We start from the raw sequence: 26,102 nt of genomic DNA, 5'->3' as shown, positions 1-26,102 counted from the left end.
TCAGTCCTCCTCCGCCGACCCGCGGACGTAGCGACGCAGGCGGCGGCAGGACACCAGGTCGCCGTGCTCGTCGAGCTCGACGGCGTAGCAGGCGAGGATGTCGGTCGTCTCCGGGATGCGGCGGAGCTCCACCGCCTCGATCTCGATCCGCCAGCCGTCGTCGGTGCGCTCCATGCCCACGACCGCCTCGGCCGACTTGCCGGTCAGGTCGTGGAGCTGCCGGGTCGCCAGCGAGGCGGCCTTGGAGCCGCGCAGCTTCTTGTCGTCAGTGGCAGTGCGTTCGGTGCGATCAGCCATGTCCTCTCGTCACCCGGTCCGGTGACGTCCTTCCATCAGTCGTGCGATGAGCTCGTCCTCCCACGCGGCCGCCTCCTCGTCGGTCAGCTCGCCGGCGTCGCGCAGGCGGTCGACCTCCTCCAGCTCGGCCCTGATCCGGGCCGGGTCGTAGAACTCCCCCTCAGCCTGGCGGCGGATCTGCTCGGCGACGGCCACGGTGCCGCGCACCGGCGCGAGCGGGAAGGTGAGCAGGCCGGTGAGGAGTCCCATCACTCGGCTCCGACGAAGTCGTACGGCGCGGTCGGCCCGACGAGCTTGATCCGCAGTCGGTCGTACGCCGCCGCGGCCAGGTCCTCCAGGTCCTGCTCGAGGGCGGGGAACCGGTCGGCCTCGACCAGCGCCGCGACGTCGAGCACGTCCATGCCCCCGACCTGGTGCTGCACCTCGGCGAGCGTGTGGGGACGGAGCACGGCGAGGACCCGCTCGGAGTCCTCCTCCGCCCGTCGGGTCACCGCCTCGGAGGCCAGCTCGCCGAGCCGGATCCGGTCGCCTCGGGCGAACTCCTCCGGCAGGTCCTTCGTACGCTGGCGCAGCTCCTGGATCTCCGGGTCTGAGCCGACCACCTCGCGCAGCACGGCCTCCTCGACGTACCGCGCGCGCACCTGGACCTGCACCTTGCCGGCGAGCTCCTCGAGCAGGGCGGCCAGCCGGACCTCCTCGGGTGCGAGCACCTGGTCGACCACGTCCTGCTCATCGGCGAGCAGCGACCCGAACTGCACGGGTACGACGGGCCCCTGTGCGGCCAGTGCGTCGACGACGCGGCTGTACTGCAGCAGGTCGTCCCGACCCGGACGCCAGTCGGGCAGGACTCCGCCGACGACCGCGGCGAGGTCGTGGTACGCGACCTGCCGCAGCCCCGAGCCGTCCGGCCCCACGGCGTCGGCCGGGAGGTCCGCGTCGCCGGCGACCACGCCGTAGACGAAGACCCCCGGCTGCGGCGTCTCGGTCACTCCGACCGCCTCCGCGAGGAGGAGGACGACTTCCGGGCAGGTCGGCGCCGGCCCTCGTCGTCGTTGTCGTCGTCGTTGTCGCCGCCGCCGGTGACCGCCTTCTTCACGCCTCGGATGGCGCCCTGTGTCTTCGACTCGGCGCCACCTTCGCGCAGGTCGTTGACGACGTCCCCGATGTCCTTCCCGCCGTGCTCGTAGAGGTCGAGTCGGTTGGTGGCCTCCGCGAACCGGAGGTAGGTGTCGACGCTGGCGATCACGATGCGCGCGTCGATCGTCAGCAGCTCGATGCCCACCAGGGAGACCCGTACGTAGGCGTCGATCACCATCCCCTTGTCGAGGATCACCTCGATGACGTCGGCGAGGCCGCTGGGTGCGGGCCTCTCCAGGTAGCCGCCTCCGCGGCGCGGCGTGGTCGTCTGTACGGTCATCAGCCAGCCCTCCTCGAGCGGGTGCGTCCCCTCGGAGCCTCTTGCTCCTCGGGCTCGTCGTACTCGTCCTCCGGCTCCTCCTCATCCGGCTCTTCTTCGTCCGGCTCCTCGTCGGCCGGCTCCTCCTCGTCGAGGTCCTCGTCGTCGTAGTCGTCCTCGGCTTCGTCCTCGGGCAGGTCCTCGGCTTCGTCCTCGGCCTCGTAGTCGTCCTCGGGCTGGTCCTCGTCCTCGGGCTCGCCGTCCTGCTCCTCGGCGTCCTGCTCCTCGGCGTCGAGGGCGTCCTCGTGGGTCTCGACGACCTCGCCGTCGTGGATGGTGCCGCGCCAGCCCTCGACCTGGTCGGGGTCGAGGATGGTCCGCGTCATCACGTGGCGGCGGAAGTGCAGGAGCTCGGCGCGCACCCGGCGGCCCTGGGCGCGCCAGAGGTTGCCGGTGCGCTCCATGAAGCCCTGGGGGTAGTACTCGAGCACGACGATGATCCGGGTGAGGTTCGGCCCGAGCTCGTGGAACGTGACCGACCCGTCGACGTGGCCCTTCTGGCCCTCGGAGCGCCACACGATCCGCTCCTCGGGGGTCTGCTCGAGGATAGTGGCCTCCCACTCCCGGTGCGACCAGAAGATCTGGGCCTTCCACTTGAGCCGCTCGTCCTCCTCGGCGTTGACGTTCTCGACCTTCTTCATGAAGGTCGGGAACGAGCCGAACTCGGTCCACTGGTCGTACGCGACGCGGATCGGGACGCCGACGTCGATCTCCTCGAGGATCGTGGTCGCCTTGGTGGCCTTGCCGCCACCACCGCTCTTGCTGCCGCCTCCGGTCAGCTTGTCCTTCGTGCCGGAGATGGCGCCCTTGAGCGCCCCCGTGACGGCGGAGCCGCCCTCGGACTTCGACTCGGCGCCCTTCTCGACCGCCTTCCCGATCGGGCCGCCGCCGGCGACGTCCTCGAGCCGGTCGGTGAGGTCCCCGACGCGCGAGCCGACGGTCTGCAGGGCCTTTTGCCCGAGCGCCGACACGAGGTCCTGCGAGACGCTCTTGAACCGCTCGGTGGCCTGGGTGCTGGATGCCATCGGTCTCACTCCTCGGCGTTCTTGGAGGACCGGCTGCGCGAGCTGCTGGACCTCTTCTGTCCGGATCGCGAGCCCGACCGCGAGCCCGAGCGGGACGACGACTTAGCGGCGGGTTTGCGCGCCGTGGACTTCCGGCTGGTCTTCTTGGCCGGTGGGCGCTCCTCAGCCTCGGGCTCCTCGTCCTGGGGCTCTTCGTCCTGGGGCTCCTCGTCCTGGGGCTCTTCGTCCTGGGGCTCTTCGTCCCGGGGCTCTTCGTCCCGGGGCTCCTCGTCCTCGGACTCCTCGCGCTGGTCGTCCGCCGGGGCCTGGAGCGCCTTCGTCATCTGCTCCATGCGTGATGAGGCGACGCCGAGGGCCGCGTCCCGGGCAGCCGTGGCCAGCCGACCGCGGACCTGGTCCTGGAGCGCCTTGAGCTCCGGGTTGGACTCCAGCAGCTTGGCGCCCTGCTCCACCAGTGATCCGCGGCTCGCGGCGAGCCGCTGTCCTGCCAGCAGACCGGCGACGGTGACGGCCAGCTTGAGCTTCTTCGTCCTACCGAGCAGGTAGCCGCTCGCCACGGCCGTGGCGATCTTCGTGGTTGTTGACATCTTCGTGCGAGCCGACCCCGCGCCCCTCCCGGACGCGTCCAGGTCGCTCCCTCCTCGACGGCCGCAGTACCCGGCAACCCCGCCGCCTAACACGTACCCCGGCCCGATCCGGCCGGACCACCTGGCCGAGCCTGACGAGCTAACCCAAGAGATCGTTCGACCAGCGGGCAGAGTCTGCAGGGAGCGAGAAGTGGCCGTGCCCGGGGTGCACCCGCAGGCGGGCCTCGGCGATCGCCGACGCGAACAGCCGCGCGTGCTCGACCGGGACCGTCCTGTCGGCGGCGCCGTGGTGGACCACGGTCGGGACGCGGATGTCACCGAGGTCGAAGCCCCAGGCGCGGGTGAGCAGCCGCAGGTCCTGGCGTACGCCGGCGCCGCCCTGCCGGAACGCGTCGAGGTAGCCCGCCAGGAAGTCCTCCCGCGGCCCCTGCCGCCCGAGCGCCTGCCGGTCGGCGTCGGGCAGCTCCGCGGTCACGACGCGGAAGAACGCCGGAGGCGAGCACCGCCCCAGCATCGCCAGCCGCTCCAGGAACCAGCCACCGAAGCCGGGCAGACGTGCACCGAGCGCGAGGGAGCGGCGCTGCCACGGCGCCATGCCCCCGGTCGGCCACTCCGGCGGCCCCAGCGGGGCGAGCAGGACGAGCCGCCGGAACCGCGAGGGCAGCAGCGCCGCACAGGCCGCGGCGAACGCGCCGCCGCCCGAGACGCCGACCAGCTGCGCCTCGGGGATGTCCAAGGCATCCAGGATCTCGGCCGCGTCCTCCACCCATGCGGACACGCGGTCCAGCCGGCGGAGGTCCGTCCCGCCGGTGCCGGGGCGATCGGGTGCGATCACCCGCAGGCCGCGCTCCTCGGCCACCGGGGCGAGCTGGCGCGCGGAGCGGCGCGAGTCGGCCAGCCCGTGGCAGAACAGCGTCGGCGCGCCGTCCGGTGGCCCCAGGAGGTCCACCGCGACCACACCGCCGTCGCGACGACGCAGCTCCATGTCCCCACCCCGGCGGGGAAGCCCGGGCGCCCCGGCGCAGGTCAGCGGGCGAGGGCGCCCATCGGGTCCCACGCGGGCAGCACGGTGGGCTCCTCGTCGAGGGCGGCGAGCAGCTCGGGCGAGAGCATCGACTTCGGGGCGGCGATCTCGAAGACGTACTCGTCGAACCACGAGTCGTTCATCGTGTAGAAGCCCTTGTCGGCGTGCTCGTCGCCCCAGGAGTTCTCGACCCGCCACTTCCGCGGGACCTGGCCGCCGTCCGGACCGTCGACGAGGTCGACGCCGGTGAAGAGCATCGCGTGCGTCATCAGCGTCTGGTGGTAGTCGAGCCGCGCCGCCTTGTCGAGGGTCAGCGCCGTGGCGTAGACCGACTCGAGGTCGTGCAGCCTCGCGTCCCAGATGCCGCGGTCGCGATCCATCTGCTGGCCGACGTCGCAGCCGAACCAGACCGGCGTACCCCCGACGATCATGTCGGCGGTGATCTTCTTCATCGTCTCGATCTCGACGTTGAGGTAGACCACCTGCGGGGCGTCGACGACGTTGCCGAGCAGGTCGACGGTGTAGGTCTTGCCGTACGCCGAGGTCGCGCGCGGGTCGTGCACGAGGCAGACGAGCTCCTCGGCGTCGATCGCGAAGTACTTCTGCTGGAACTCCTGCGGCGTCATCTCGCCGTCGCGGTGGAACTCGCCGTCCTTGTCCTTCCACTGCCAGAAGAACCGCTCCGGCGGGGTGCCGAGGTGGAGGCAGAGGGCGCGCCAGACGGTGGAAAGGGTCTTCTCGACGATCTCGTCGCGGGCCTCGGGCGCCGCCTCGCGGATGTCCCGCGCGGCGGTGTGGAGGATCTTGCGGAGCGAGGAGTTCATCTGTCGGGTGCCCTCGGAGCTGATCGTCTCCGGCATCGCGGCCTTCGGCACCACACCGTGCTTGCGGATGACGGCGACGAACATGTTCCACTGCCCGCCGTCGCCCATGCAGTCCTCGAGGAGGGTGGCGACTGTCCGGTCGTCGACCGGCCGGTCGGCGGTCTCGATCACGGCCTGGAGGTAGTAGTTGGCGCGCTCGATCTTGTCGAAGAACATCGCGTAGTTCTGGCTGAACTCGAACTCCTTGACGTTCAGCTTCTGCGCCGCGCCGACCCGGAACAGGTTGAGGCCGGCGAACAGCCAGCATCGGCCGCTCTGCTTCTGGTTCGTCGCCTTCCAGTCGTCGAGCTGGTGCGACATCGTCGTGTCGGTCGTCATGACCACGTCGTGGTCGAGCGCGACGTCCTTCAGCTCCGCGGTGGTCAAGGCGTTCTGCAGCAGCTTCGCCGTCGGATCGGCCGCGAACTCCTTCCGCAGCCTGGCGAGGTCGTCGGTGGTCAGAGGGGTGGTCGGCATCGAGGGGCTCCGTCTCGTCACGCAGAACTTTCAACGAAGAACGTACGCCTACGGTGTTGCGGACGTGTTGCCGGGATCACTTGAAGCGGATGGTGTCGGAGTACTTGCCGACCTTCGCGGTCATGGTGCCGTGCGGGGTGAAGGTGAAGTACCACCCGTTGCCGACCCCGCGGCCGTCGTACTCGACCTCGATGGTCTTGTCGCAGCTGCTGCCGCAGTTGAAGTTGCCGTCGGTGACGTTGTGGACCTTGAGGTCGTCGTACGGCGTGAACCCCTCGACGTGGAGCTGGTAGGCGATGCAGCCGGGCGCCTCGGTGCAGCTCTTCTCCTTGGCCCACCAGATCCGCGGCGGCTTCGACCGGCCGCACAGCTGCGACTCTGAGGTGCGGGAGGTGCCCCAGCCGTACGTCACGACGGAGCGGGCGCGGAGGCACGCCCGCTCGCCGCCGGCGTCGGTCTCGACGGAGTACGACGTCGCGTTCTCGGACTTGTGCACCACCTTGGCGCCGGCCCGCAGCTCGGCGACGCCGTTCTCGGCCGTCGGCGTGGCGACGTTGAACTGCACCGACCGGTAGCCCGGCACCACCCGGCCCTTCGGCTTCTCGGGGTCCGCGGCGTAGCACTTGTCGAGCGCGTCAGCGGTCCTGTCGTTGTCATCGTCGAGCCCGTCGTCGGTGGGCCGGAGGGCGTCGTCGGCGATGACGCCGGCGATGGAGGAGGCGCCGACGTCGTCGAGGCAGGAGGTGCTTGACAGGTGCCACGCCGAGCCGACCTCGTCGGCCCAGTCGTCGGTGCAGTCGAGCAGGCCCTCGACCAGGTCGTGGGCGTCCTCCGACGTCCACCGGCCGGTGTAGCGCCAGCCCCGCTCGGCGCCCTTGTCGGGGATGACGACGCCGTCGTCCTGCAGGTCGCCGGCGCGGCGCTGGTGGAGCAGCTTGTCGGAGGCGCAGGAGACCTGCTCGTCGTCGGCCCAGTCGGGTGCGTCGACGCCGTCGGCGACGACCGCGGCGACCGCCTTGTCGTCGCCGCTGAGCGGTCCGATGCCCAGCCGGCCGCTGAAGTAGGCCCACGTCATGGCGGCCGCGGCGATCAGCACGACGGCGAGGGCGGCGGCGAGCACGATGAGGCGCGTACGCCGCTTGCGCGGGGGCGGGCCGGCGGCGTACGGGAGGCCCTGGGTGGCGTAGAGACCGCCCGGCGGGGGCGGCTGGCCGGCCTGCTGCGGCGTCGACCACGGCGGAGGCGGCGGCGCCCCGGGGGAGGGGGCCGACGTCGCCGGTCCGGGCGGCGGCGCGGCCGGCCGGCGGGAGATGCGGGTGGGGTCGTACGCCGGCGGCGGGGCGACGGGGGAGGTACCCGGCAGCTGGGTCGGGCCGTCGATCGGCGGCCCGGCGAGGCGCTGGACGGCGGCGTCCAGCGCACCGAGCCATCCCTGGACGCTGCTCTCCGGGAGCGGCTGGGTGACGACGTGGACCAGGCCCGCGGTCTCGCCAACGTCGAGGATCTGCAGGCCGAGGCCGGTGCCGCCGCGGGCGATGGTGGCCGCCTCGCGGGCCAGCCGGTTGCGGAAGTCGGCCGGTCGGGACGCGCCGGGGACGGCGACGGTGAGCCCGACCGTACGCCGCAGGGTGGTGTCGGTCGCCTCGTAGACCGCCGTCGACGCGCTCTGTCCGAGCTGCCGCTGGAGCAGGTAGCGGCCGAGCTGCTGTCCCGGACCGGGGAACGCCGTCATCAGGAGTCCTCAACGCAGGCCAGGGGCCCCCGCCGGGCCCCGGATGCCTTGGTTATCGACCACGATCGGGCGGGGTAAACCTCGTTGTCGGACGGTAACCGTCAGGTGCTCGCCTGCGGGGCAGGCTCGACGGCCCGTCGTCCGCGGTCGAGCCGGCTGGGCCACCAGACCGCGCGGCCGAGGTCGAGGTTGAGCGCGGTGACGAGGACCGAGCGGACGACCAGGGTGTCGAGGAGGACACCGATCGCGACGGCGATCCCGATCTCGACGAAGGCGGTCAGCGGGAGCGTGGCGAGGACCGCGAACGTCGCGGCGAGCACGATGCCCGCGCTGGTGATGACTCCGCCGGTCGCGCCCAGCGCGACGAGCGCACCCTGGCGCGTCCCGCGCGAGGCGGTCTCCTCGCGTACGCGCGTCATCAGGAAGATGTTGTAGTCGATGCCGAGGGCGACGAGGAAGACGAACGCGTAGAGCGGGAAGTACGGGTCGGCGCCGGGGAAGCCGAGGACCCAGGTGAAGATCGCCGTCGAGAGCCCGAGCGCGGCGCCGAAGCTCAGCACGACCGTCACGATGAGCAGCAGCGGCGCGACGATCGCCCGCAGCAGCAGCATCAGGACGAGCAGCACGACGCCGAGCACGAGCGGGATGATCACCCGCGAGTCCCGGTCGGTCGCGTCGCGGACGTCGAGGTTGGTTGCCGAGTAGCCGGTCACCTGCGCGTCGGCGCCGCGGACGTCGTGGACGGTCGCGCGGACGGTGCGCACGGCGTCGTACGCCTTCTCGGACGTGGCGTCGCCGGGGGCGGGGGCGGTCACGAGCGCCGACTGGCCGCGCTTCGCCGAGACGATGGTCGGGTCGAAGCCGGCCTTCGTCAGCGCCCGGGCGACCCGGTGGGCGGTGCCGGGGTTGCTCACGACCTCCATCGGGTTCGACTGGTCGGCGAGGTGGTGCTCGGCCATGACCCGGTCTCCGGCGGTGTTGTCGAAGGAGCGGGTGTACTGGTCGGCGCCGGAGAGGCCGCCGGCGTCGAGCCGGAGCAGCCCGCCGCAGCAGAGGACCAGGATCGCCGCCGTGACGACCCAGACGAGCCGTGGCCGCCTCGAGATCCGCCGCCCGATCCGGGACCAGAGTCCGGTGGCGGTGGGCTCGGTGGAGCCGTACGTCGGCCGTACCGGCCAGAAGATCCACCGGCCGAACACCACGAGCAGCGCGGGGAGCAGGGTCAGCATGACGACCAGGCAGATGCCGATGCCGACCGCGCAGACCGGGCCGAGCCCGGCGGTGGAGTTCAGCTCGGCGACCATCAGGCACAGCATCCCGAGCGCGACCGTCGCCGCGCTCGCGATGATCGCGGGGCAGGCGCGACGCAGCGCGACCGCCATGGCGGCGTACCGGTCGCGGTGGGTGCGCAGCTCCTCCCGGTAGCGGGCGATGAGGAGCAGCGCGTAGTCCGTGCCGGCACCGAAGACCAGCACGTAGAGGATCGCCCGGCTCAGGCCGGTGACGGTCAGCCCGGCGTGCACGGTCAACAGGTAGGTCACCCCCATCGAGGTGACGAGGGCACAGCCGACTCCGAGCAGCGGGAGGATCCACAGGACGGGACTGCGGTAGGTGATCAGCAGGAGGAGGATCACCACGCCGGCCGCCGACACCAGCAGGATGCCGTCGATGCCCTGGAACGCCTCGGCCTGCGTCGCGACGTTGCCGCCCACGCCTGACACGTGGGTCTCGACCCCACTGATCCTGATCATGTCCCTCAGCTTCGAGACCGCGGCCGGCAGCTTCTCGAACGTGCCGCCGGTGGTGAAGTTGAAGACGACCTGGGTCGTCGCGACCGTACGGTCCTTCGACACCAGCCCCCGATCGGGGTCGATCCGGGCGGGCATCGCCGGGATCTTGTGCGCCAGTGCGCGGTTGGTCCTCGCCAGCGCCGAGCGCAGCTCGGCCGGGACCGCGAGCCCGGCCCGGGTCGCCTCGTCGCGCTTCTTCTCCAGCTGCTCGCGCCTCTTCCGGAGCTCCTTGCGTTCTTCCAGGAGCTCGGTGCGCTTCTCCCGGAGCTCCGTGCGCTTCTCGGCGAGCGCCTTGCGTTGCGCGGGCGAGGCAGGAGCGAGGACGGCCGCCCGCCCGGTGCGGTCGTCCTTCGCGACGCCGTACATCTTTGCGATCTCGCGCGCCTGGCGGCTGATCTTCCGGAAGTCGGAGGTCGTCAGACCGCCCGGCCGGTGGTAGACGACCGTCGTCGTCACCTCGCTCGGCGCGTGCACCTTGCCCAGCCGGTCGAGGCCCTCGGTGGACTCGGCGCTGCGGGGCAGGGAGTGGGACGGGTTGTTGTCCTCCGCCGCACCGAGGTGGCCGGCGTAGTGGAGGGCCATCACCCCGGCGATCACGGCCCAGGCGGCGATGACGAGCCACGAGACGATGCGGCCGATGACGCCCGAGATGCGCATGGGCACTAGCCCATCACGCCCGCGGCTGCTTGTGGACGGCAGGGTGGATGTGACTCGTCACACGACGTACGGCGGCTGCCCGGAGATCCTCCGGGCAGCCGCCGTGACGGGTGTGTCGCTCAGCGTCGGACGGTGAACGACCGGGTGTTGCTGGACTTGTTGAGGTTGGTGCCACCGGCGTACGAGGCCACGACCGACCATCCGCCGGTCTTGGTGAGCTTGTTGAACGTCGCCTTGGCGACGCCCTTCCTGAGGGTGACGGTCTTCGAGCCGACCTTCTTGCCCGCGTGCTTGAGGACCAGGGTCACCTTGCCCACGGCGAGGGTGCCGTACTTCGTCTTGACGGTCACCGTGGAGGCGAGCTTCTTCTTGTACTTCGCGTTGAGGAGGCTCTGCCGCGTCGTGGTGGTGTCCTTCACGATCCGGAGCGTCCGGCTGGCCGAGGCGCTGCCGGTGAAGGAGTCCGCGCTGGTCGGGACGTAGGTCGCGGTGACCCGGTAGCTGCCGACGGCCAGGACGGGTGCGGTGAACCGGGCCTTGCCGTTGACGACGGCGACCGTCGCGGTCCGGGTGCCGTACTTGAACTGCACCTTCCCTGCCGCGGTGCCCCGGCTGGCGGCGACGGTGGCCGTGAAGCTGGGCTTCTGGCCGTACGCCGCCGAGGAGCGGCTCAGGCCCAGCGCCGTCGTGGTCGTCGGGACGCCGACGGAGAAGGACTCCTCGTCGGAGGTGCTGCCGGCGTACAGGTCGTCGGACGGGGTGAAGTCCGCCGTGACCTTGTGGGCGCCCTTCGCGGAGGTGTCGAGCGGGATCGACGCGGTGCCGCTGTTGACGGCGACCGGGGCACCGAACGGGGCACCGTCGACCATGAACTGCACCGAGCCGCCCGGGGTGCCGGCGTCGCTGCCCACCGTCGCGGTGGCCGTGGAGGAGTCACCGATCTCCGGGTTCGGGTCGGAGACACCGACCTTGGTCGTCGTCGGCGCGACGACGTCGACCGACGAGGAGGTCACGGTGCTCGTGAGGTACGGCGAGGCGCTGTCCGGCTCGTAGGTCGCGGTCACGGTGTACGACGCGTGGCCCGGCAGCGCCGGCAGGGTCGCGCTCGCCTTGCCGTTGGAGTCCACGGTGTCGCTCACGGTCTTGCCGCCGACGGCGAACTGGACAGAGCCGGTCGCGTCGGGCCAGCTCGAGGTCGAGCCCGTCCGGGTGACCGTCGCGGTGGCGGTCGCCGGCGGGTCGCCGGCGGTCCAGCTGCTCTTGCTCAGCGACACCGTCGTGCTGGTCGGGGCCGTCACCTTCATGGTGTCGATGACCGGGCTGCCCGACGGGGCGGTGCAGTTGACGGGGTAGACCGTGGGCGTGCTGCTCGTGGTGTAGACGTCGAGCTCGAGGACCATGTCGCCGGCCTTCACCTGCGCGGTGCCGGGGATCGTCGGCCCGTGGTCGAGGTGGTTCGGCGCAGGGCTGCTGCCGGAGAACTCGGAGCCCGTGGTGTGCTTGAAGCTCGGGTGGGTCGTGACCGGGATCTGCGTCCCGCTGGCGACGTAGATCTGCTTCACCCCGAGACGGGAGGCGTCCGCGTCGTCCTGGCCGATCAGCTCGACGCCCTGGTATCCGAGGTTGCTGAGCGCGGTCTTCACCGCGTCCGGCAGGGTGACCGTCGCCGTGGTCGTGATGTCCAGCGGAGCGCTGGCCGGTGTCGAGTCGGGCGCGTCGGTGTCGATCGACACGGTCGTGGGCTGGGCGCCGCTCACGAGGTCGCCGTACGTGCAGCTGTAGGTCAGGTCGCCGCTCGCGGCGGAGGCCGCGCCGGGCAGCAGGGCGAACGAGCCGGCCGCGAGCGCCGCGGCGGCGATGGGAGGCAGCGTTCGTCTGAACGCGCGGTTGCGGGTGTTCACTTCGGGGGTCCCCCTCGTCGTCGGTGGCGGCCCCGAGCGGGGCCCGTCGCGGACGACTGTCGTGGCCCCCGTCACGGCGACGGCGAGTCTGTGAAGCCCGTTCCCCAAGTTGGGGGAGCGCTGGCGGCGGGCCCTACCGAATCTGGGGTACGACGAGCACGGCGGTGGGCCGGCACCCGTTCCGCAGCTGCGAACCGATGCCGGCCCACCGCCGGTCGAGGGGAGGGGTCAGACCCGCTCGGGGTCCTCCCGATGGACGTCGGTGGGCTCCGGGCGTGGGCGGGGTACGTCGCCCCCGCGGTCGAGCCTGCTGGGCCACCAGATCTTCGCGCCGAGGTCGAGGTTGAGCGCGGTGACCAGGATGGCGCGGACGATCATCGTGTCGAGCATGACCCCGAGCGCGATCGCCGTACCGATCTCGGCCAGGAAGACCAGCGGGATCGTCCCGAGCACCGCGAACGTCGCCGCCAGCACCAGCCCCGCCGAGGTGATCACTCCGCCGGTCGAGGCCAGGGCGACCAGCGAGCCCTGGCGGGTCCCGCGGGTCTGGGTCTCCTCCCTGACCCGGGTCATCAGGAAGATGTTGTAGTCGATGCCCAGGGCGACCAGGAAGACGAACACGAACAGCGGATAGCCGGAGTCGGCCATGTCGAACCCGTAGAGGTACTTGAAGATCAGGGCCGAGATCCCGAGCGCCGCCCCGAAGGACAGGATCACCGTCGCGATCAGGACCACCGGAGCGACCAGCGCCCGCAGCAGCAGCATGAGGATCAGCATCACGACCACGAGCACGATCGGGATGATCACGGTGTTGTCCCGGTGCGCGGCGTCGGCGGTGTCCAGGAAGAGCGCCGCCGATCCTCCGACCAGCGCGTCGGCGTCGGGCACCTGGTGGACGGCACTGCGGACCGCCTCGACCTGGTCGGCCGCCGCGTCGCTCGCGGGATCGAGGTCCTGGGTGATCTCGAGGTACTTCACCCCGTCGACCGGCGGCGTCGAGTCGTCGACGGCGCCGATCCCCGGGACCGACCGGACGGCCGAGACGACGGCGTCGGATGCGTCGGCGTTCGCGACGACCTGGATCGGCGTCGAGGTGTCGGCGAGGCCGTGGTCCTCCAGGGTGTGCTGCCCGACGATCGAGTCGTAGTCCTTGGTGTACTGCTCGTCGTTCGGGATGTTGCCCGTCTTCAGCGTCAGCAGGCCGAGGCAGGCGACGGCGAGGACGACGGCGGTGGTGACCCACACCGTCCGCGGGCGCCTGGCGATCCGCCGGCCGACCCGCGCCCAGAGCCCGGTGGTGGTGGGCTCGGGCGAGCCGTACGTCGGCCGCTTCGGCCAGAACATCCACCGACCGGTGATCACGAGCAGGGCCGGCAGCAGGGTGAGCATGACGAGCAGGGTGACGACGACGCCGATCGCCATGATCGGGCCGAGACCGGCCGTGGAGTTCATCTCCGCGAACAGCAGGCACAGCATCCCGATCGCCACGGTCGAGGCGCTGGCGATGATCGCCGGCGAGGCGCGGTGCAGCGCGAACGCCATCGCCTCGTGCCGGTCCTCATGGCGGCGCAGCTCCTCGCGGTAGCGGGCCACCAGGAGCAGCGCGTAGTCGGTGCCCGCCCCGATCACCAGCACGCTCAGGATCGCCTGGCTCTGGCCGTTCACCGTGAGGTCGGCGTACTTCGCCAGGAAGTAGATCACCGCCTCGCTCGTGAACAGCGCGACGACCGCCGAGAGGATCGGCAGCAGCCAGAGGATCGGACTGCGGTAGGTGAAGAGCAGGATCACGATGACGACGCCGAGGGCGGCGTACAGCAGCGTGCCCTCGATCCCGGAGAAGGCGTCGGCGGCGTCGGCGGCCTGGCCGCCCGGGCCGGCGAGATGGACGTCCCCGCCGTCGAGCTGGGCGATGTCGCGCAGCTTGTCGACGATCGGCGGCAGGTCGTTCCAACCGTTCGCCCCGAGGTTGAAGGTGAAGAGCGCGGTGGCGACAGTGCCGTCCTTGGAGACCAGTCCCATCTTCTGTCCGGCGGCCTCGTCGGTGGGGACGACGACCGTGGGCTGGCCGTCCTTGCCCTGCACCACGCCCTTGAGGTCGGCGATCTCGGGCGCCTGCTGCTTCATCGCGGCGTAGTCGGCCGTGGTGAGCCCGCCGTCACGGTGGTAGACGACGACGGTCGGGATGTCGTCCTGGTCGGAGAACGGGGCCAACCGCTCCAGCGCCTTGGTCGACTCGGCGCTGTCGGGCAGCCATGACGACGCCTCGTTGTTCTGGACGTCGGTGAGCTTCTGTGCGAACGTCCCGGCGACAGCGAAGATCACGATCCACGCCGCCAGGACGATCCATTTCGTCACGCGCCCGGTCAGCGCGCCCGCGAGCTGTCTGTGCATGCATTACAGGGCAGCACTCTTTACCCGGCCCGGCATCCGGGTTTCCCCCTAGATCGGGCCCTGACATACCTCATACGAGGATCAGGAGATCCACTCCTTGACCTGCGCGATCGCCGCTGCGGCGTCGGTGGCCGGGGCCGGCGTGACGTTGAGGCTGGTGACGCCCGCCTCGGCGTACGCCGCGATCCGCTCGCGCACGTAGCCTTCGGGTCCGACCAGGTTGCCGGACTCGAGCCACTCGAGCGGGACCCTCGCCTCGGCGTCGCGCTTGTGGCCGTCGAGGTAGAGATCCTGGATCTCCTTCGCCTCCTGCTCGAAGCCGTAGGAGACGGCGAGGTCGTTGTAGAAGTTCTTGCCGCGGGCACCCATGCCTCCGACGTACAGCGCGTAGAGCGGTCGGAGCTGGTCGAGCAGTGCCTTCGTCTCGGGGCCCTCCCCGATCGCGAGCATCCCACCGGCGGCGACCTGCAGCGGGCCGAGATCGGCGGAGCGCTTCGCGCGGCCCGTGGCCAGCGGCTCACCCCAGACCTGGTGCGCCTTCTCGGGGAGGAAGAGGAACGGCAGCCAGCCGTCGGCGACCTCCGCGGTCATCGCGACGTTCTTGGCGCCGAGCGCGGCGACCCAGATCGGGACGTCGGCGCGCTCGGGCCGGTTGAGGAGCTTGAGCGGCTTGCCGAGGCCGAGGCCCTGGTCGGCGGGGAGCGGCAGCGTGTAGATGCCGTCGTGCTCGAGACGCTTCCCGGCCAGCCCCATCCGGAGGATCTCGATGATCTCGCGGGTGCGCCCGAGCGGCTTGTCGTACGGCACGCCGTGGAAGCCCTCGATCACCTGCGGGCCGCTCGCCCCGAGGCCGAAGACCGCTCGCCCGCCGGAGACGTTGTCGAGGCCGGCGGCGGTCTGCAGCAGCGCCCCCGGCGTACGGCTGTAGATGTTGAGGATCCCGGTGCCGAGCTCGACGCGCTCGGTCTTCGCGGCGAGGTAGCCGAGCAGGGAGACCGCGTCGAAGCCGTACGGCTCGGCCACCCAGAGCTGGTCGAGCCCGGCCTTCTCGAGGCCGACCACGTGGTCGGCGGTCTCGCGGGGGTTCCCGAAGTACGACAGCGGCATCGAGAGCTTCATGCGCCGGACCCTATCGGCCTCTGGGGTGAGCAGTAGGTTGGGAGTCGTGACAGAGATCAGGTTCGGCTACAAGGCGTCCAACGAGCAGTTCGCACCGACCGAGCTCCTGGACTACGGCGTACTCGCCGAGGAGTGCGGCTTCGACTCCGTGTTCGTCTCCGACCACCTCCAGCCGTGGCGCCACGACGGCGGCCACGCGCCGTTCGCGATGACCTGGCTCGGCGCGCTGGGCGCGAGGACCGAGCGGATCACGATGGGTACCTCGGTGCTCACCCCGACGTTCCGCTACCACCCTGCGATCGTCGCGCAGGCCTTCGCCACCCTCGGCTCGCTCTTCCCCGGCCGGGTCGTGCTCGGGATGGGCACCGGTGAGTCGATGAACGAGGTGCCCCTGGGCCTCGAGTGGCCCGACGGCAAGGAGCGCTTCGCCCGGTTCCGCGAGGCGGTGCGGATCATCAAGCGGCTGTGGAAGGAGGACCGGGTCGACTTCGAGGGCGACTACTACAAGCTCGACCGGGCCACCATCTACGACAAGCCGTCCGTGCCGGTCCCGATCTACCTCGCCGGCTCCGGGCCCGCGGCGACGAAGTACGCCGGCCGCTCCGGCGACGGCTACATCACCACCTCGGGCAAGGGCCGGGAGCTCTACACCGACACGCTGCTCCCCGCCGTACGCGAGGGCATCGAGCTGTCCGGCCGCAAGCCGGACGACCTCGACATGATGATCGAGGTCAAGGTCTCCTTCGACCACGACCTCGAGAAGGCGAGGGAGGCGACCCGGTTCTGGGGCGCGCTCGGGCTGTCCGCGGAGCAGAAGCACTCGGTCGAGGACCCGGTCGAGATGCAGCGCCTCGCCGACGCGCTTCCGACCGAGGCGACCGCCAAGCGGTTCATCGTCTCCACCAACCCCGACGAGCACGTCGAGCGGATCAAGGAGTACCTCGACATGGGCTTCACCCACTTGGTCTTCCACGCCCCCGGCCCCGACCAGGCGACCTTCCTGAAGCTGTACGGCGAGGAGATCCTGCCGAGGCTCCGCGCCCTCTGACGGGCGGCAGTCAGGAGGGAGGTCGGATGTCGACGTTGCAGCGACAGCGCATGTCGTACGACGAGTGGCTCGCCCTTCCCGAGAATCCCAAGGCGGAATGGGTCGACGGCGAGGCGGTGTGGTCCGTGACGCCGCCCCGGCCGCGGCACGGCCGGTCGCAGTTCAGACTCGCGGCGCTCTTCGACCGGGCCCTTCCCGACCTGCCCGGCTACACCCGACGGGGACGGTGACCGTCGACGCCCACGGCACCGTCCACCTCGATCTCCGGTGGATCCTCGACCTCTGATGCGGCGACTCAGCCCGTCCGGCGCCACTGCGGGGCGGAGAGGACCGCGCGGGGGAGCACGAGGAGCAGGCCCGCGAGGACCACGCCGAAGAGGACGCCGACCGTGAGTGCCACCCAGCGGTCGACGACCAGGTCGAACATCAGCACGCTGATCCCGATGATGAGCAGCGACAGGGTGGTGAGGATGCCGCTCATGAGCCGGCGGCCGGTGGCGACGACCCGCTCCTTGATGTGACGCCCGGAGAGCCGCTGGTGCACGGCGATCGCGGTCATGATCAGGGCCGTGGTGAGCAGCGCCAGGACCACCAGCCCGAGGAACAGTCCGCGCTGGGCGCGGTCGAGGCCGGCGAAGCGCTGCTGGAAGGGCAGCGTCAGCAGGAACCCGGCGGTCAGCTGGGCGCCGGTCTGCATGACCCGGAGCTCCTGCAGCAGGTCGTCCCACAGCCGGTCGAGCCGCTCCTCCGGCGTCTCGTTGCGGCCGTCGACGAGATCGGGTTTGTCCTCGCTCATCCGCTCAGTCTCGCGCATGGCAGCGCGGTACCCGGTCGACCGGTGGCCTAGAGTCGCCGCCATGCCGTGGACCCGGGGCGCGCCGCTGACCGCCCGTCACCGCGACCGTCTCGTCACCGCCGGCCTCGACCCGGACGCGCTCGAGGGGCTCGCCTACCGCGAGGTGACCGGCCCGCTGCCGGACTGGTGGCATCAGGGCGGCAACGCGCTCTACCTGCGCGACGGGTTCGACCTCCCCGAGCGGCTCGTGGAGCTGCTGTGCACCTACCCGTTCGGCGACGCGCTGCTCGTCGTCGGGACCGGGCTGGAGTCGCTGACCTGCCTCCTCGTCGGCGGCGACGGTGCCACGATCTACGTCGGCCCGGACAGTGCGCTGGCGGCCGGTGAGATCTACTGCGGCGCCGGCTCCGCCGTCGTACTCGCCGGCGGCGTGGTCGCCACCGCCCGGGCCGTCGTCGACGCCCGCAACGGCGGCTCGGTGGTCGCCGAGCACGACCAGCTCTGGGCGGCGAACGTCTACGTCGCCACCGACGACATGCACCGGCTCGAGGACGCCGCGACCGGTCAGAGGATCAACCCGTACGGCGCCCACATCCGGCTCGGCCGCCATGTCTGGCTCGGCCGGGATGCGATCGTCACCGGTCACGTCGAGATCGGGGACGGCGCCGTCGTCGGGATGCGCAGCCTGGTGCGCGGCCAGAAGGTCGCCCCCGGCACCGCCGTCGCCGGCACCCCCGCCCGCGTCATCCGCGAGGGCGTCGTCTGGCGCGGCGACGACACCCCCTGACCTGAGAGGCCTCTCAGCCGCCCGTGGCTGAGCCGCCGGGCACTGGTCACCCGCCATTCACGTCGTGCTGGCCGCGCGGTCGTCGCCGCTCGCGACCCTCTTCACATGATCCCCGCCGAACGACCGCTGGTCATCGGACACCGCGGCGCCCCCGGGTACCTTCCAGAGCACTCCCTCGAGTCCTACCGTCTCGCGCTCCGCCAGGGCGCCGACGCGCTCGAGACCGACGTCGTCATGAGCAAGGACGGCGTCCTCGTCCTGCGGCACGAGAACGAGCTCAGCCGCACCACCGACGTCGCCAATCGTCCCGAGTTCGCCGACCGGCGTACGACGCGCATCGTGGGCGGCAAGAAGCTCACCGGCTGGTTCACCGAGGACTTCACCTACGAGGAGATCTACAGCCTCGGCGCGCCGACTGAGACCGACAAGGTCATCACCCTCGACACGCTGCTGCTCCTCGTCGCCGAGGAGTCCGCGCGGCGCGGGAGCCGGATCGGCCTGCACGTCGAGGTCAAGCACCCGTCGTACTTCGCCGAGCACGGGCTCCCGATGATCCACCCGGTCCTCGAGACGCTCCGCGACCACGGGGTCGACCACCCCGGCTCGCGGGTCTGGATCCAGAGCTTCGACGACGACTTCGTACGCCGGATCAGCCCCTTCACCGAGCTCCCCCTCGTCCAGCTGATGGACCCCAAGTGGGGCCGGGTCGACTGCCACGCGATCGCGGCGTACGCCGACGCGATCGGGCCGAAGAAGTCGATGGTCCGCAAGAAGGGACAGCCCGCGACCGGCCTGGTCGAGGCAGCGCACCAGGCGGGGCTCAAGGTCTTCGTGTGGACGCTCCGGGCCGGTCGCGACCAGGCGCTGCGGCTCTACGAGGCGGGCGTGGACGGGGTCTTCACCGACTACCCTGACCGCTGCGTCGCGGCGCTGCGCGACGTGAGCGTGGAAGAGACTGCCTAGTCTTGCTGCATGCCGCCGCTGAACGGGGATCGCAGAGTTCTCGACGCGGCGCGCGTCGTACTCCTGCGTGATCCCCGGGCCACGATGGCGGCCGTGGCCCGCCAGGCCGGCATGGGCGTGGGTGGTCTCTACCGCCGGTTCGGGAGCAAGCAGGATCTGCTCCGGGCGGTCTGCGACGACAACCTGCGGAGGTACGTCGCGCTCGGCGAGGCGGCCATCGCCGACTCCGACGATCCGTGGACGGCGCTCGCCCAGTTCCTTCGCAACGTCGTCGACGACGGGATCCACCAGCTGACGCCGTGCCTCGCCGGCGTGGTCCCGCTGGACGACGGCCTCACCGAGCTGGCCGAGCAGGCGGACGACGTCACCGAGCGGCTCCTGCGCTCGGCCCGGGGGAGCGGGGTGCTGCGCGCCGACGTGAGCCGCGCCGACCTGACCCTGCTCGTGGAGCAGCTCGGCAGCCTCGACCTCGGCTCCGAGAGGCGTACGGCGGAGCTGCGCCACCGTTACCTCTCGCTCATCCTCGACGGCCTGCGGGCCGACGCCGCCTCGCACCGACTCCCCGGCCCCGCGCCGCAGGACGGCGAGCTCGCCCTCCGCTGGAAGACCTAGCGCTCCGAGCGCCGGCGGCGTACGCCGGCCAGCGTCACCGCCAGCCCGGCGGCGCCGGCCACGACGAACGGGACCGGCACGAGCCAGCGGATGTCGTCGCCGGTAACCACGTCGGCCTGGATCAGCGCCCAGGCGCCGACGAGACAGCAGAACACCAGACCCATCACGAGCTGTCCGATGTTGACCTGGTGCCGGCCGCTGCGGACCAGCCTGTTCGTGCGCTCACTCATCGGCGTACCTCATCTCGATGTCACCGGCGTGCAGGTCGGCGTCCAGCGTGAGGACGGGCCGGTCCGTCGTCGCGCTCGTGTCGGTGGTGTCGACGCGCCAGGTGGTGTCCCAGCCGTCGCGGTCGTCGCCGAACACCCGGATGTCTCCGGGGCCCTCGACCCTCAGGGTGCCGACGACGTCGAGCGAGCGCGGGACGACGACCACGATCTCGCCGATCCCGCCGTCGAGCTCGAGGGTCCGGCCGTCGAGGTTCTGCGGGTCGGAGACCGCGCTGAGGTCGATCTCGATCCGGCCTGCGTCCACGTCGTAGCTGTCGCCGAGCGCGGCGGCCGTGACCGGGCGGGCGTCGACGCGGTCGGTCTCGACCTGGTCGGCGGCGATGCTGCCGACCAGACCCAGCGAGGCGATCACGCCGAGCAGGATGAGGCCACCCGCCCGGCCCCAGAAGGCCCCGGCCACGAGCGCGGCGCCGATGATCCCGACCGCGAGCGCGGGGTAGGCCGACCCGGCCACGTCGGCGCCGGCCGCGTCGGCGATCCCGAGGAAGCCCTCAGCCAGCGCGATCAGGCAGATCACCGGCCAGAACAGCAGCGGCCCGCGCCGCCGGGGGTCCGGGGGCGGCACCCAGGCCGGCGGGGAGGGGTACGTCGGCGCTGCGCCGCCCTCGAAGGGTGCGGTCGTCTCGGCGCCGGTCGTCGGCGGTGTCGAGGCGGTCGCGGTCGGGGCGGCAGCGGGCGGCGAGGTCGGCTGGTCGGTCGGCCAGGTCTGGCGCTGGGCCTGCTCGCGCTGGGCCTGCTCACGGGTCCACGGCAGCCACGCCCGCTCCCGCCGCGACAGCAGCACCAGGACGATGAGCGCCACCACGACGATCGGCCAGGGGAAGTGGAACTGCCCGGCCGTGTCACCCAGGATCGCGAGCAGCGCGAGCGCCGCAACGACGTACAGCAGGAAGCTGCGGCTGCGCGGGTCCATCCGCACGACCGCGCGGTCGCTGTCCTCCTCGGGCACGCAGAGCCACCCCGCGGCGTACAGCAGCAGGCCGGCGCCGCCGAAGAAGACCAGGACGACCAGCCCGACCCGGACGATGATCGGGTCGATGTCGAGGTGGCGGGCGAGGCCGCCGGCGACGCCGGCGACATACCTGCCCTCGGGGCTCCCGCTGACGGTACGCCGCAGGCGGCCCAGGTCGCGGGCCTCGTCGCCGGTGACCCGCGGCCCGTGGTCGTGGGGCCCGCCGGCGCCGGCAGCGCCGCCGGGATCGCCGGGCGCCGGGGACGGTGGCTCGGTCGGAGTGGTGGTCATGGCTCCAGCGTGGTCGCGCGAGGTGTCGGGCACCATCGGGGACGCCCCTGATTCGCCGGGGTGGCCACCCCGAGCCGTACCCCCGACACCGCCGGGGCGGGATCAGGGCGCTCCCTCATGGTGGCGCGCCCGCGCGCGTGTGACGATGGTCGGGACCATGACAGCACACCAGACGACGACCCCGCTGCCGGGGATCCGACGGGCCTACCGCGACACGGACGCCTCGGTCCTCGGTGGCGTCGCCGCGGGGCTCGCCCGGCACCTCGGCGTCCCCGTGCTGGCGGTGCGCGCCTTCTTCGTGGTGACGGCCGTGCTGAGCGGGCTCGGCGTGGTGCTGTACGCCGGGCTGTGGATCTTCCTCCGCGCCGCCCCGCCGGTGGAGCACTCGACGCCCGGCGGTGAGGCCGCCGCACGCGGCGGACGACGGCCGGCCCGGATCTCGCGGTTCATCGACAAGGGCCCGGCGCTCGCGCTCGTGGCCCTCGGCTTCGGCGCGCTGCTCCTCGTGGAGATGGCGCTCGGTCAGGGCGCGGTGCTCTGGCCGGTCGTCCTCGGCGTCGTCGGGATCGCGCTGCTGTGGCGCCAGGCCGACCAAGCGCAGCGGGAGCGCTGGCTGGACCGCCGCGGGCGACTCGACCCGATCAGGATGGTCTTCGGCAGCGGCGGCTGGGCGTCCTACGGCCGCGTCGCCGCCGGCGTACTCCTCGTCGTCGGGGCCTTCGCCCTCTTCACCGTCCGCGGCGGCTCCGCGGAGGACGCCGGCGATCTCACCCTCGCCTTCCTCGTCGGCATCCTCGGCATCGCGGTCGTCGTCGGGCCGTGGATCCACCGGCTCGTCACCGACCTGTCGGCCGAGCGGGAGGAGCGGGTCCGCACCCAGGAGCGCGCCGACGTCGCCGCCCACCTGCACGACTCCGTCCTCCAGACGCTCGCGCTCATCCAGCGCAGCGCCGACGACCCGGCCACGGTCGCCCGGCTGGCCCGGGCCCAGGAGCGCGACCTGCGCAGCTGGCTGTACGACGCCCCCGGCTCCGCCGAGGAGTCCTTCACGATCGCGCTCCGCGCGGCGGCGGCCGACATCGAGGACGACCACGGCGTCGTCGTCGACGTCGTGGTCGTCGGCGACGCGCCGCTCGGCAGCACCACCACCCCGGTCGTCGCCGCCGCCCGGGAGGCGATGACGAACGCCGCGAAGCACGCCGGGACCGGCCGGGTGGACGTGTACGCCGAGATCCGGCCGGACGCGCTCGACGTGTTCGTCCGCGACCGGGGCGCCGGGTTCGACGTCGCCCTCGTGCCGGGCGACCGCCACGGCGTACGGGACAGCATCATGGGGCGCATGGAGCGCCACGGGGGCGAGGCCACGATCAGGTCGCGGCCCGGCGAGGGCACGGAGGTCCACCTCCACCAGCCGCTCGAGCAGCCCGCACACCAGAGCGAGGGAGCCACCGATGAGTGACGTGCGCGTCGTGGTCGTCGACGACCACGCGATGTTCCGCAGCGGCGTACGCGCCGAGCTGGCCGGGCAGCCCGGGGTCGTGGTCGTCGGCGAGGCCGAGGACGTCGACAGCGCGGCCGCCGTCATCGCGGAGCAGTCGCCCGACGTCGTACTCCTCGACGTGCACCTGCCCGGCGGCGGTGGCGTCGAGGTGATGCGGCGGGCGCCGACGGTCGACGGGAGCCCGCGCTACCTCGCCCTGTCGGTCAGCGACGCGGCCGAGGACGTCATCGGGACCATCCGCGGTGGAGCGCGCGGCTACGTCACCAAGACGATCACCGGACGCGAGCTGGTCGCCGCGATCTCCCGGGTCGCCGACGGCGACGCGGTGTTCTCCCCGCGGCTCGCCGGGTTCGTGCTCGACGCCTTCGCCGGCACCATCGCCATCGCCGACGTCGACGAGGACCTCGACCGGCTCACCGAGCGGGAGCGGGAGGTCATGCGGCTCATCGCCCGCGGCTACTCCTACAAGGAGGTCGCCAAGGAGCTGTTCATCTCCATCAAGACGGTCGAGACGCACATGTCGAGCGTGCTGCGCAAGCTGCAGCTCTCCTCGCGCCACGAGCTCACCCGCTGGGCCTCCGACCGGCGCCTGCTCTGAGCTCGAGGGCCGCCGCCGGCCGGCGTACGCCCACGCCCTACGCTGTGGTGCCGTGACCACCGTGAAGTCGATCCTGCTCGTCATCCACCTGCTGGGCTTCGCGGCCCTGTTCGGCGGGCTGCTGGTCCAGGCCAAGGAGCCGGTGAAGAAGGTCAACGGGCCGATGCGCGACGGCATCGGCACGGCGTTCGTGATCGGCCTCGCGCTGTTCGGCATCGACTCGGCGGACGACCCGGCCCCGGGCTCGGAGTGGCACTGGAAGATGACCGTCAAGCTGGTCGTCGGCCTGGTCATCCTGGTCGCGGTCATGATGAACCTCCGCAAGGAGTCGATCTCGAAGGGGCTGTGGGGCACCCTGCTGCTCCTCACCGTCGGCAACGTCTGCGTCGCCGCCATCTGGCACGCGAGCTGAGGCCGGCGCGCCGAGCTCGGCGCGGTCCCACGTTTCTAGCGCTGTCGGTGGCGGGACATAGGCTGAAGAAAGCATGAGTACGCCGGAGCCGACCCCCACCGCCACCATCCCGGGCCTCGAGGCGTTCGCCGCCGGGTCGCCCGCCGAGCAGCCGCGCACCAAGCGGCGCGGGCCGGGAGCCGAGGAGCTGCTCGAGGGGCTCAACGACGCGCAGCGCGCCGCCGTCGTCCACGAGGGGACCCCGCTGCTCGTCGTCGCCGGTGCCGGGTCGGGCAAGACCCGGGTGCTGACCAGGCGGATCGCGTGGCTGATCAGCCAGCGCGGCGCCCACCCCGGCTCGATCCTGGCGATCACGTTCACCAACAAGGCCGCCGCCGAGATGAAGGAGCGGGTCGAGGCCCTCGTCGGCAGGCGCGCCCGGATCATGTGGGTGAGCACCTTCCACTCCGCCTGCGTCCGGATCCTGCGCAAGGAGGTGGACAAGGTCGGCCTGAAGTCGAGCTTCTCCATCTACGACGCCCAGGACCAGAAGCGGCTCATGTCGCTGGTCCTCAACGACCTCGACCTCGACCCGCGGCGCTACCAGCCGGCGCAGGTCCTCAACTGGGTCTCCGACCAGAAGAACGAGCTGCGCGACGAGGACGAGGCGGCCAAGGACGCCCGCAACGGGCTCGAGGAGACCTACGCCGCGGCGTACGCCGAATACCAGAAGCGCCTGCGCCAGGCGAACGCCCTCGACTTCGACGACCTCATCATGACCACGGTCCACCTCTTCCAGGCCTTCCCGGAGGTGCGCGAGACCTACCGCCGGCGGTTCCGCCATGTCCTCGTGGACGAGTACCAGGACACCAACCACGCGCAGTACGCCCTCGTCCACCAGCTCTGCGCCGACGACCCCGACGACACCGCGCTGACCGACCCGGCGGCCGATGCCGGAGCGCCTCGTTCCGAGCCCGCCGAGCTGATGGTCGTCGGTGACGCCGACCAGTCGATCTACGCCTTCCGCGGCGCCAACATCCGCAACATCCTCGACTTCGAGCAGGACTTCCCGAACGCCACCAGCATCCTGCTGGAGCAGAACTACCGCTCGACCCAGACGATCCTCACGGCCGCCAACTCGGTGATCCAGCACAACAAGGGCCGCAAGGAGAAGCGGCTCTGGAGCGACGCCGGCGACGGCGAGCGGATCGTCGGCTACGTCGCCGACGACGAGCACGACGAGGCGCGGTTCGTCTCCGACGAGATCGACAAGCTCGTCGACGAGGGCCACAAGGCGTCCGACGTGGCGGTGTTCTACCGCACCAACGCGCAGTCGCGCGTGTTCGAGGAGGTCTTCATCCGGACCGGCCAGCCCTACAAGGTGGTCGGCGGCGTGCGGTTCTACGAGCGACGGGAGGTGCGCGACGCGCTGGCCTACCTCCGCATGCTCGCCAACCCCGACGACCAGGTCAGCCTGCGCCGGATCCTCAACACCCCCAAGCGCGGCATCGGCGACCGTGCCGTCGAGTGCGTGCAGGCGCTCGCCGACCGCGACGGCCTCACCTTCTGGCAGGCGCTGCAGAAGGCCGACCAGGCGCCCGGCCTCGCCTCGCGCAGCCTCGCCAACATCTCGGCGTTCGTCGCCGTGGTCGAGGAGCTGCAGCAGATGGTCGAGGCCGGCGAGCGCGCCGACGTCATCCTCGAGACCACCCTCGCGCGGTCGGGCTACCTCGAGGCGCTCGAGGCCTCCGACGACCCGCAGGACGCCACCCGCGTCGAGAACCTCGCCGAGCTCGTCGCCGTCGCCCGCGAGTTCAGCGACGACCCGGTCGCCGCACCGAGCGCGGACCCGGCCGACGTTGACGCGGGCCTGGTCACCCCCGGCCTCGCCGACTTCCTCGAGCGGGTCGCGCTGGTCGCCGACTCCGACCAGATCCCCGAGACCGACGAGGGCGTCGTGACGTTGATGACGCTCCACACCGCGAAGGGGCTGGAGTTCCCCGTCGTCTTCCTCACCGGGTTGGAGGACGGCGTCTTCCCGCACGCCCGCGCCCTCGGCGACGGCACGGAGCTGGAGGAGGAGCGCCGACTGGCCTACGTCGGCATCACCCGCGCCCAGCAGCGGCTCTACCTCAGCCGCGCCGTCGTACGCTCCGCCTGGGGCGCGCCGTCCCACAACCCCGGGTCACGGTTCCTCGACGAGTTGCCGGTCGACCTGGTCGACTGGCGGCGCACGGAGGCCGCCCAGACCAGCTGGGGCCGCCCCAGCCTGGCGGGGGAGCGCTGGTCCGGCCAGCGGCTCGGGCAGCCGACCGCCGCAGGCCGCCGCAACTTCTCCAGCGCCGCCCTTCGCGCCGACGCCGCGGAGAAGTCGAAGCCCGCCCGTGAGGTGCCCTCGCTCGACCCGGGCGACCGGGTCACCCACGACACCTTCGGCCTCGGCACCGTCGTCTCGGTCGAGGGCGTGGGGGAGAAGGCCGTCGCCTCGATCGACTTCGGCACCGAGGGAGTCAAGCGGCTGCTTCTCCGCTACGCCCCCGTCGACAAGCTCTGA

Annotated in this window: 25 protein-coding genes; 9 read left to right on the top strand and 16 right to left on the bottom strand. The window is 71.7% G+C overall.

Annotated features, from left to right (window positions below; translation table 11 throughout):
- The 13 genes from gvpO to ABLE53_RS17290 form a co-directional block, all read right to left on the bottom strand.
- Complete coding sequence (gene gvpO / locus ABLE53_RS17350; protein ID WP_348860332.1) at positions 1 to 297, bottom strand: gas vesicle protein GvpO; 297 nt, start codon at positions 295 to 297, stop codon at positions 1 to 3.
- Positions 298 to 306: 9 nt separating this feature from the next.
- Positions 307 to 546: a gas vesicle protein GvpG gene (locus ABLE53_RS17345; RefSeq protein WP_348860331.1), complete on the bottom strand. Its 240-nt coding sequence runs from the start codon at positions 544 to 546 to the stop codon at positions 307 to 309.
- Positions 546 to 1,286, bottom strand: a complete 741-nt coding sequence (locus ABLE53_RS17340) for a GvpL/GvpF family gas vesicle protein (RefSeq protein WP_348860330.1) — start codon at positions 1,284 to 1,286, stop codon at positions 546 to 548. Before ABLE53_RS17340 ends, ABLE53_RS17345 begins: the two co-directional genes overlap by 1 nt.
- Positions 1,283 to 1,714, bottom strand: coding sequence for a gas vesicle protein GvpJ (gvpJ, locus tag ABLE53_RS17335; RefSeq protein WP_348860329.1), 432 nt, complete (start codon positions 1,712 to 1,714; stop codon positions 1,283 to 1,285). Before gvpJ ends, ABLE53_RS17340 begins: the two co-directional genes overlap by 4 nt.
- The gene (locus ABLE53_RS17330) at positions 1,714 to 2,778 is read right to left on the bottom strand and encodes an SRPBCC family protein (protein WP_348860328.1); all 1,065 of its coding nucleotides are present in this window, start codon (positions 2,776 to 2,778) and stop codon (positions 1,714 to 1,716) included. The genes gvpJ and ABLE53_RS17330 overlap by 1 nt, the downstream gene beginning before the upstream one ends.
- A 5-nt stretch (positions 2,779 to 2,783) precedes the next feature.
- Positions 2,784 to 3,365, bottom strand: a complete 582-nt coding sequence (locus ABLE53_RS17325; protein ID WP_348860327.1) for a hypothetical protein — start codon at positions 3,363 to 3,365, stop codon at positions 2,784 to 2,786.
- A gap of 139 nt (positions 3,366 to 3,504) precedes the next feature.
- Complete coding sequence (locus ABLE53_RS17320; RefSeq protein ID WP_348860326.1) at positions 3,505 to 4,350, bottom strand: alpha/beta fold hydrolase; 846 nt, start codon at positions 4,348 to 4,350, stop codon at positions 3,505 to 3,507.
- A gap of 41 nt (positions 4,351 to 4,391) precedes the next feature.
- Positions 4,392 to 5,729, bottom strand: coding sequence for a C1 family peptidase (locus ABLE53_RS17315; protein ID WP_348860324.1), 1,338 nt, complete (start codon positions 5,727 to 5,729; stop codon positions 4,392 to 4,394).
- Between the two features lie 76 nt (positions 5,730 to 5,805).
- Positions 5,806 to 7,461, bottom strand: a complete 1,656-nt coding sequence (locus tag ABLE53_RS17310; RefSeq protein ID WP_348860323.1) for a hypothetical protein — start codon at positions 7,459 to 7,461, stop codon at positions 5,806 to 5,808.
- A gap of 101 nt (positions 7,462 to 7,562) precedes the next feature.
- Positions 7,563 to 9,908 (bottom strand): MMPL family transporter, encoded by a 2,346-nt coding sequence (locus ABLE53_RS17305; protein WP_348860322.1) that lies wholly within the window; start codon positions 9,906 to 9,908, stop codon positions 7,563 to 7,565.
- Positions 9,909 to 10,027: 119 nt separating this feature from the next.
- Complete coding sequence (locus tag ABLE53_RS17300) at positions 10,028 to 11,809, bottom strand: Ig-like domain repeat protein (protein WP_348860321.1); 1,782 nt, start codon at positions 11,807 to 11,809, stop codon at positions 10,028 to 10,030.
- Between the two features lie 228 nt (positions 11,810 to 12,037).
- Complete coding sequence (locus ABLE53_RS17295) at positions 12,038 to 14,200, bottom strand: MMPL family transporter (RefSeq protein WP_348860320.1); 2,163 nt, start codon at positions 14,198 to 14,200, stop codon at positions 12,038 to 12,040.
- An 81-nt stretch (positions 14,201 to 14,281) separates the two neighbouring features.
- Positions 14,282 to 15,319, bottom strand: coding sequence for an LLM class F420-dependent oxidoreductase (locus ABLE53_RS17290; RefSeq protein ID WP_348860319.1), 1,038 nt, complete (start codon positions 15,317 to 15,319; stop codon positions 14,282 to 14,284).
- Between ABLE53_RS17290 and fgd the strand changes: the two genes are divergently transcribed.
- Positions 15,318 to 16,367 carry a glucose-6-phosphate dehydrogenase (coenzyme-F420) gene (fgd, locus tag ABLE53_RS17285; protein WP_348860318.1) on the top strand — a complete coding sequence of 350 codons (1,050 nt, stop codon included), beginning with the start codon at positions 15,318 to 15,320 and terminating at the stop codon, positions 16,365 to 16,367. The genes ABLE53_RS17290 and fgd overlap by 2 nt on opposite strands.
- 26 nt (positions 16,368 to 16,393) lie before the next feature.
- Positions 16,394 to 16,597, top strand: coding sequence for a hypothetical protein (locus ABLE53_RS17280; protein WP_348860317.1), 204 nt, complete (start codon positions 16,394 to 16,396; stop codon positions 16,595 to 16,597).
- 65 nt (positions 16,598 to 16,662) lie between these two features.
- On the opposite strand, the gene ABLE53_RS17275 is transcribed toward ABLE53_RS17280, so the two are convergent.
- On the bottom strand, positions 16,663 to 17,163 hold the full coding sequence (locus ABLE53_RS17275) for a DUF6328 family protein (RefSeq protein WP_348860316.1): 501 nt from the start codon (positions 17,161 to 17,163) through the stop codon (positions 16,663 to 16,665).
- A 61-nt stretch (positions 17,164 to 17,224) separates the two neighbouring features.
- On the opposite strand from ABLE53_RS17275, the gene ABLE53_RS17270 reads away from it, so the two are divergent.
- The 3 genes from ABLE53_RS17270 (at position 17,225) to ABLE53_RS17260 (ending at position 19,525) form a co-directional block, all read left to right on the top strand.
- The gene (locus ABLE53_RS17270; RefSeq protein WP_348860314.1) at positions 17,225 to 17,950 is read left to right on the top strand and encodes an acyltransferase; all 726 of its coding nucleotides are present in this window, start codon (positions 17,225 to 17,227) and stop codon (positions 17,948 to 17,950) included.
- Positions 17,951 to 18,055: 105 nt separating this feature from the next.
- Positions 18,056 to 18,913 carry a glycerophosphodiester phosphodiesterase family protein gene (locus ABLE53_RS17265; protein WP_348860313.1) on the top strand — a complete coding sequence of 286 codons (858 nt, stop codon included), beginning with the start codon at positions 18,056 to 18,058 and terminating at the stop codon, positions 18,911 to 18,913.
- A gap of 9 nt (positions 18,914 to 18,922) precedes the next feature.
- Complete coding sequence (locus tag ABLE53_RS17260; RefSeq protein WP_348860312.1) at positions 18,923 to 19,525, top strand: TetR/AcrR family transcriptional regulator; 603 nt, start codon at positions 18,923 to 18,925, stop codon at positions 19,523 to 19,525.
- Here ABLE53_RS17260 and ABLE53_RS17255 read toward each other — a convergent pair.
- Both ABLE53_RS17255 and ABLE53_RS17250 read right to left on the bottom strand, forming a co-directional pair.
- A complete protein-coding gene (locus tag ABLE53_RS17255) occupies positions 19,522 to 19,755 on the bottom strand; it encodes a hypothetical protein (RefSeq protein ID WP_348860311.1) in 234 nt (77 codons plus the stop codon). The two genes, ABLE53_RS17260 and ABLE53_RS17255, sit on opposite strands and share 4 nt — an antisense overlap.
- Positions 19,748 to 21,058, bottom strand: coding sequence for a PspC domain-containing protein (locus tag ABLE53_RS17250; protein WP_348860310.1), 1,311 nt, complete (start codon positions 21,056 to 21,058; stop codon positions 19,748 to 19,750). Before ABLE53_RS17250 ends, ABLE53_RS17255 begins: the two co-directional genes overlap by 8 nt.
- Positions 21,059 to 21,215: 157 nt before the next feature.
- Here ABLE53_RS17250 and ABLE53_RS17245 point away from each other — a divergent pair, with 157 nt between their 5' ends.
- From ABLE53_RS17245 to pcrA, 4 genes are all read left to right on the top strand, one after another.
- Positions 21,216 to 22,517, top strand: coding sequence for a PspC domain-containing protein (locus ABLE53_RS17245; RefSeq protein ID WP_348860309.1), 1,302 nt, complete (start codon positions 21,216 to 21,218; stop codon positions 22,515 to 22,517).
- Complete coding sequence (locus ABLE53_RS17240; protein ID WP_348860308.1) at positions 22,510 to 23,157, top strand: response regulator; 648 nt, start codon at positions 22,510 to 22,512, stop codon at positions 23,155 to 23,157. The genes ABLE53_RS17245 and ABLE53_RS17240 overlap by 8 nt, the downstream gene beginning before the upstream one ends.
- A gap of 52 nt (positions 23,158 to 23,209) precedes the next feature.
- Positions 23,210 to 23,569 (top strand): hypothetical protein, encoded by a 360-nt coding sequence (locus ABLE53_RS17235; protein WP_348860307.1) that lies wholly within the window; start codon positions 23,210 to 23,212, stop codon positions 23,567 to 23,569.
- Positions 23,570 to 23,642: 73 nt separating this feature from the next.
- A complete protein-coding gene (gene pcrA / locus ABLE53_RS17230; protein WP_348860306.1) occupies positions 23,643 to 26,102 on the top strand; it encodes a DNA helicase PcrA in 2,460 nt (819 codons plus the stop codon).

Source organism: Nocardioides asiaticus, assembly GCF_040049175.1.
GTDB classification, from domain to species: Bacteria; Actinomycetota; Actinomycetes; order Propionibacteriales; family Nocardioidaceae; genus Nocardioides; species Nocardioides cheoyonin.
This window is presented reverse-complemented; position numbering and strand designations above follow the sequence as displayed.

Coding starts and splice junctions, on each gene's coding strand:
- gvpO (WP_348860332.1), bottom strand. CDS start 297: ATGGCTGATCGCACCGAACGCACTGCCACTGACGACAAGAAGCTGCGC.
- ABLE53_RS17345 (WP_348860331.1), bottom strand. CDS start 546: ATGGGACTCCTCACCGGCCTGCTCACCTTCCCGCTCGCGCCGGTGCGC.
- gvpJ (WP_348860329.1), bottom strand. CDS start 1,714: ATGACCGTACAGACGACCACGCCGCGCCGCGGAGGCGGCTACCTGGAG.
- ABLE53_RS17330 (WP_348860328.1), bottom strand. CDS start 2,778: ATGGCATCCAGCACCCAGGCCACCGAGCGGTTCAAGAGCGTCTCGCAG.
- ABLE53_RS17325 (WP_348860327.1), bottom strand. CDS start 3,365: ATGTCAACAACCACGAAGATCGCCACGGCCGTGGCGAGCGGCTACCTG.
- ABLE53_RS17320 (WP_348860326.1), bottom strand. CDS start 4,350: ATGGAGCTGCGTCGTCGCGACGGCGGTGTGGTCGCGGTGGACCTCCTG.
- ABLE53_RS17315 (WP_348860324.1), bottom strand. CDS start 5,729: ATGCCGACCACCCCTCTGACCACCGACGACCTCGCCAGGCTGCGGAAG.
- ABLE53_RS17310 (WP_348860323.1), bottom strand. CDS start 7,461: ATGACGGCGTTCCCCGGTCCGGGACAGCAGCTCGGCCGCTACCTGCTC.
- ABLE53_RS17305 (WP_348860322.1), bottom strand. CDS start 9,908: ATGCGCATCTCGGGCGTCATCGGCCGCATCGTCTCGTGGCTCGTCATC.
- ABLE53_RS17295 (WP_348860320.1), bottom strand. CDS start 14,200: ATGCACAGACAGCTCGCGGGCGCGCTGACCGGGCGCGTGACGAAATGG.
- fgd (WP_348860318.1), top strand. CDS start 15,318: ATGCGCCGGACCCTATCGGCCTCTGGGGTGAGCAGTAGGTTGGGAGTC.
- ABLE53_RS17290 (WP_348860319.1), bottom strand. CDS start 15,319: ATGAAGCTCTCGATGCCGCTGTCGTACTTCGGGAACCCCCGCGAGACC.
- ABLE53_RS17280 (WP_348860317.1), top strand. CDS start 16,394: ATGTCGACGTTGCAGCGACAGCGCATGTCGTACGACGAGTGGCTCGCC.
- ABLE53_RS17275 (WP_348860316.1), bottom strand. CDS start 17,163: ATGAGCGAGGACAAACCCGATCTCGTCGACGGCCGCAACGAGACGCCG.
- ABLE53_RS17270 (WP_348860314.1), top strand. CDS start 17,225: ATGCCGTGGACCCGGGGCGCGCCGCTGACCGCCCGTCACCGCGACCGT.
- ABLE53_RS17265 (WP_348860313.1), top strand. CDS start 18,056: ATGATCCCCGCCGAACGACCGCTGGTCATCGGACACCGCGGCGCCCCC.
- ABLE53_RS17260 (WP_348860312.1), top strand. CDS start 18,923: ATGCCGCCGCTGAACGGGGATCGCAGAGTTCTCGACGCGGCGCGCGTC.
- ABLE53_RS17255 (WP_348860311.1), bottom strand. CDS start 19,755: ATGAGTGAGCGCACGAACAGGCTGGTCCGCAGCGGCCGGCACCAGGTC.
- ABLE53_RS17250 (WP_348860310.1), bottom strand. CDS start 21,058: ATGACCACCACTCCGACCGAGCCACCGTCCCCGGCGCCCGGCGATCCC.
- ABLE53_RS17245 (WP_348860309.1), top strand. CDS start 21,216: ATGACAGCACACCAGACGACGACCCCGCTGCCGGGGATCCGACGGGCC.
- ABLE53_RS17240 (WP_348860308.1), top strand. CDS start 22,510: ATGAGTGACGTGCGCGTCGTGGTCGTCGACGACCACGCGATGTTCCGC.
- pcrA (WP_348860306.1), top strand. CDS start 23,643: ATGAGTACGCCGGAGCCGACCCCCACCGCCACCATCCCGGGCCTCGAG.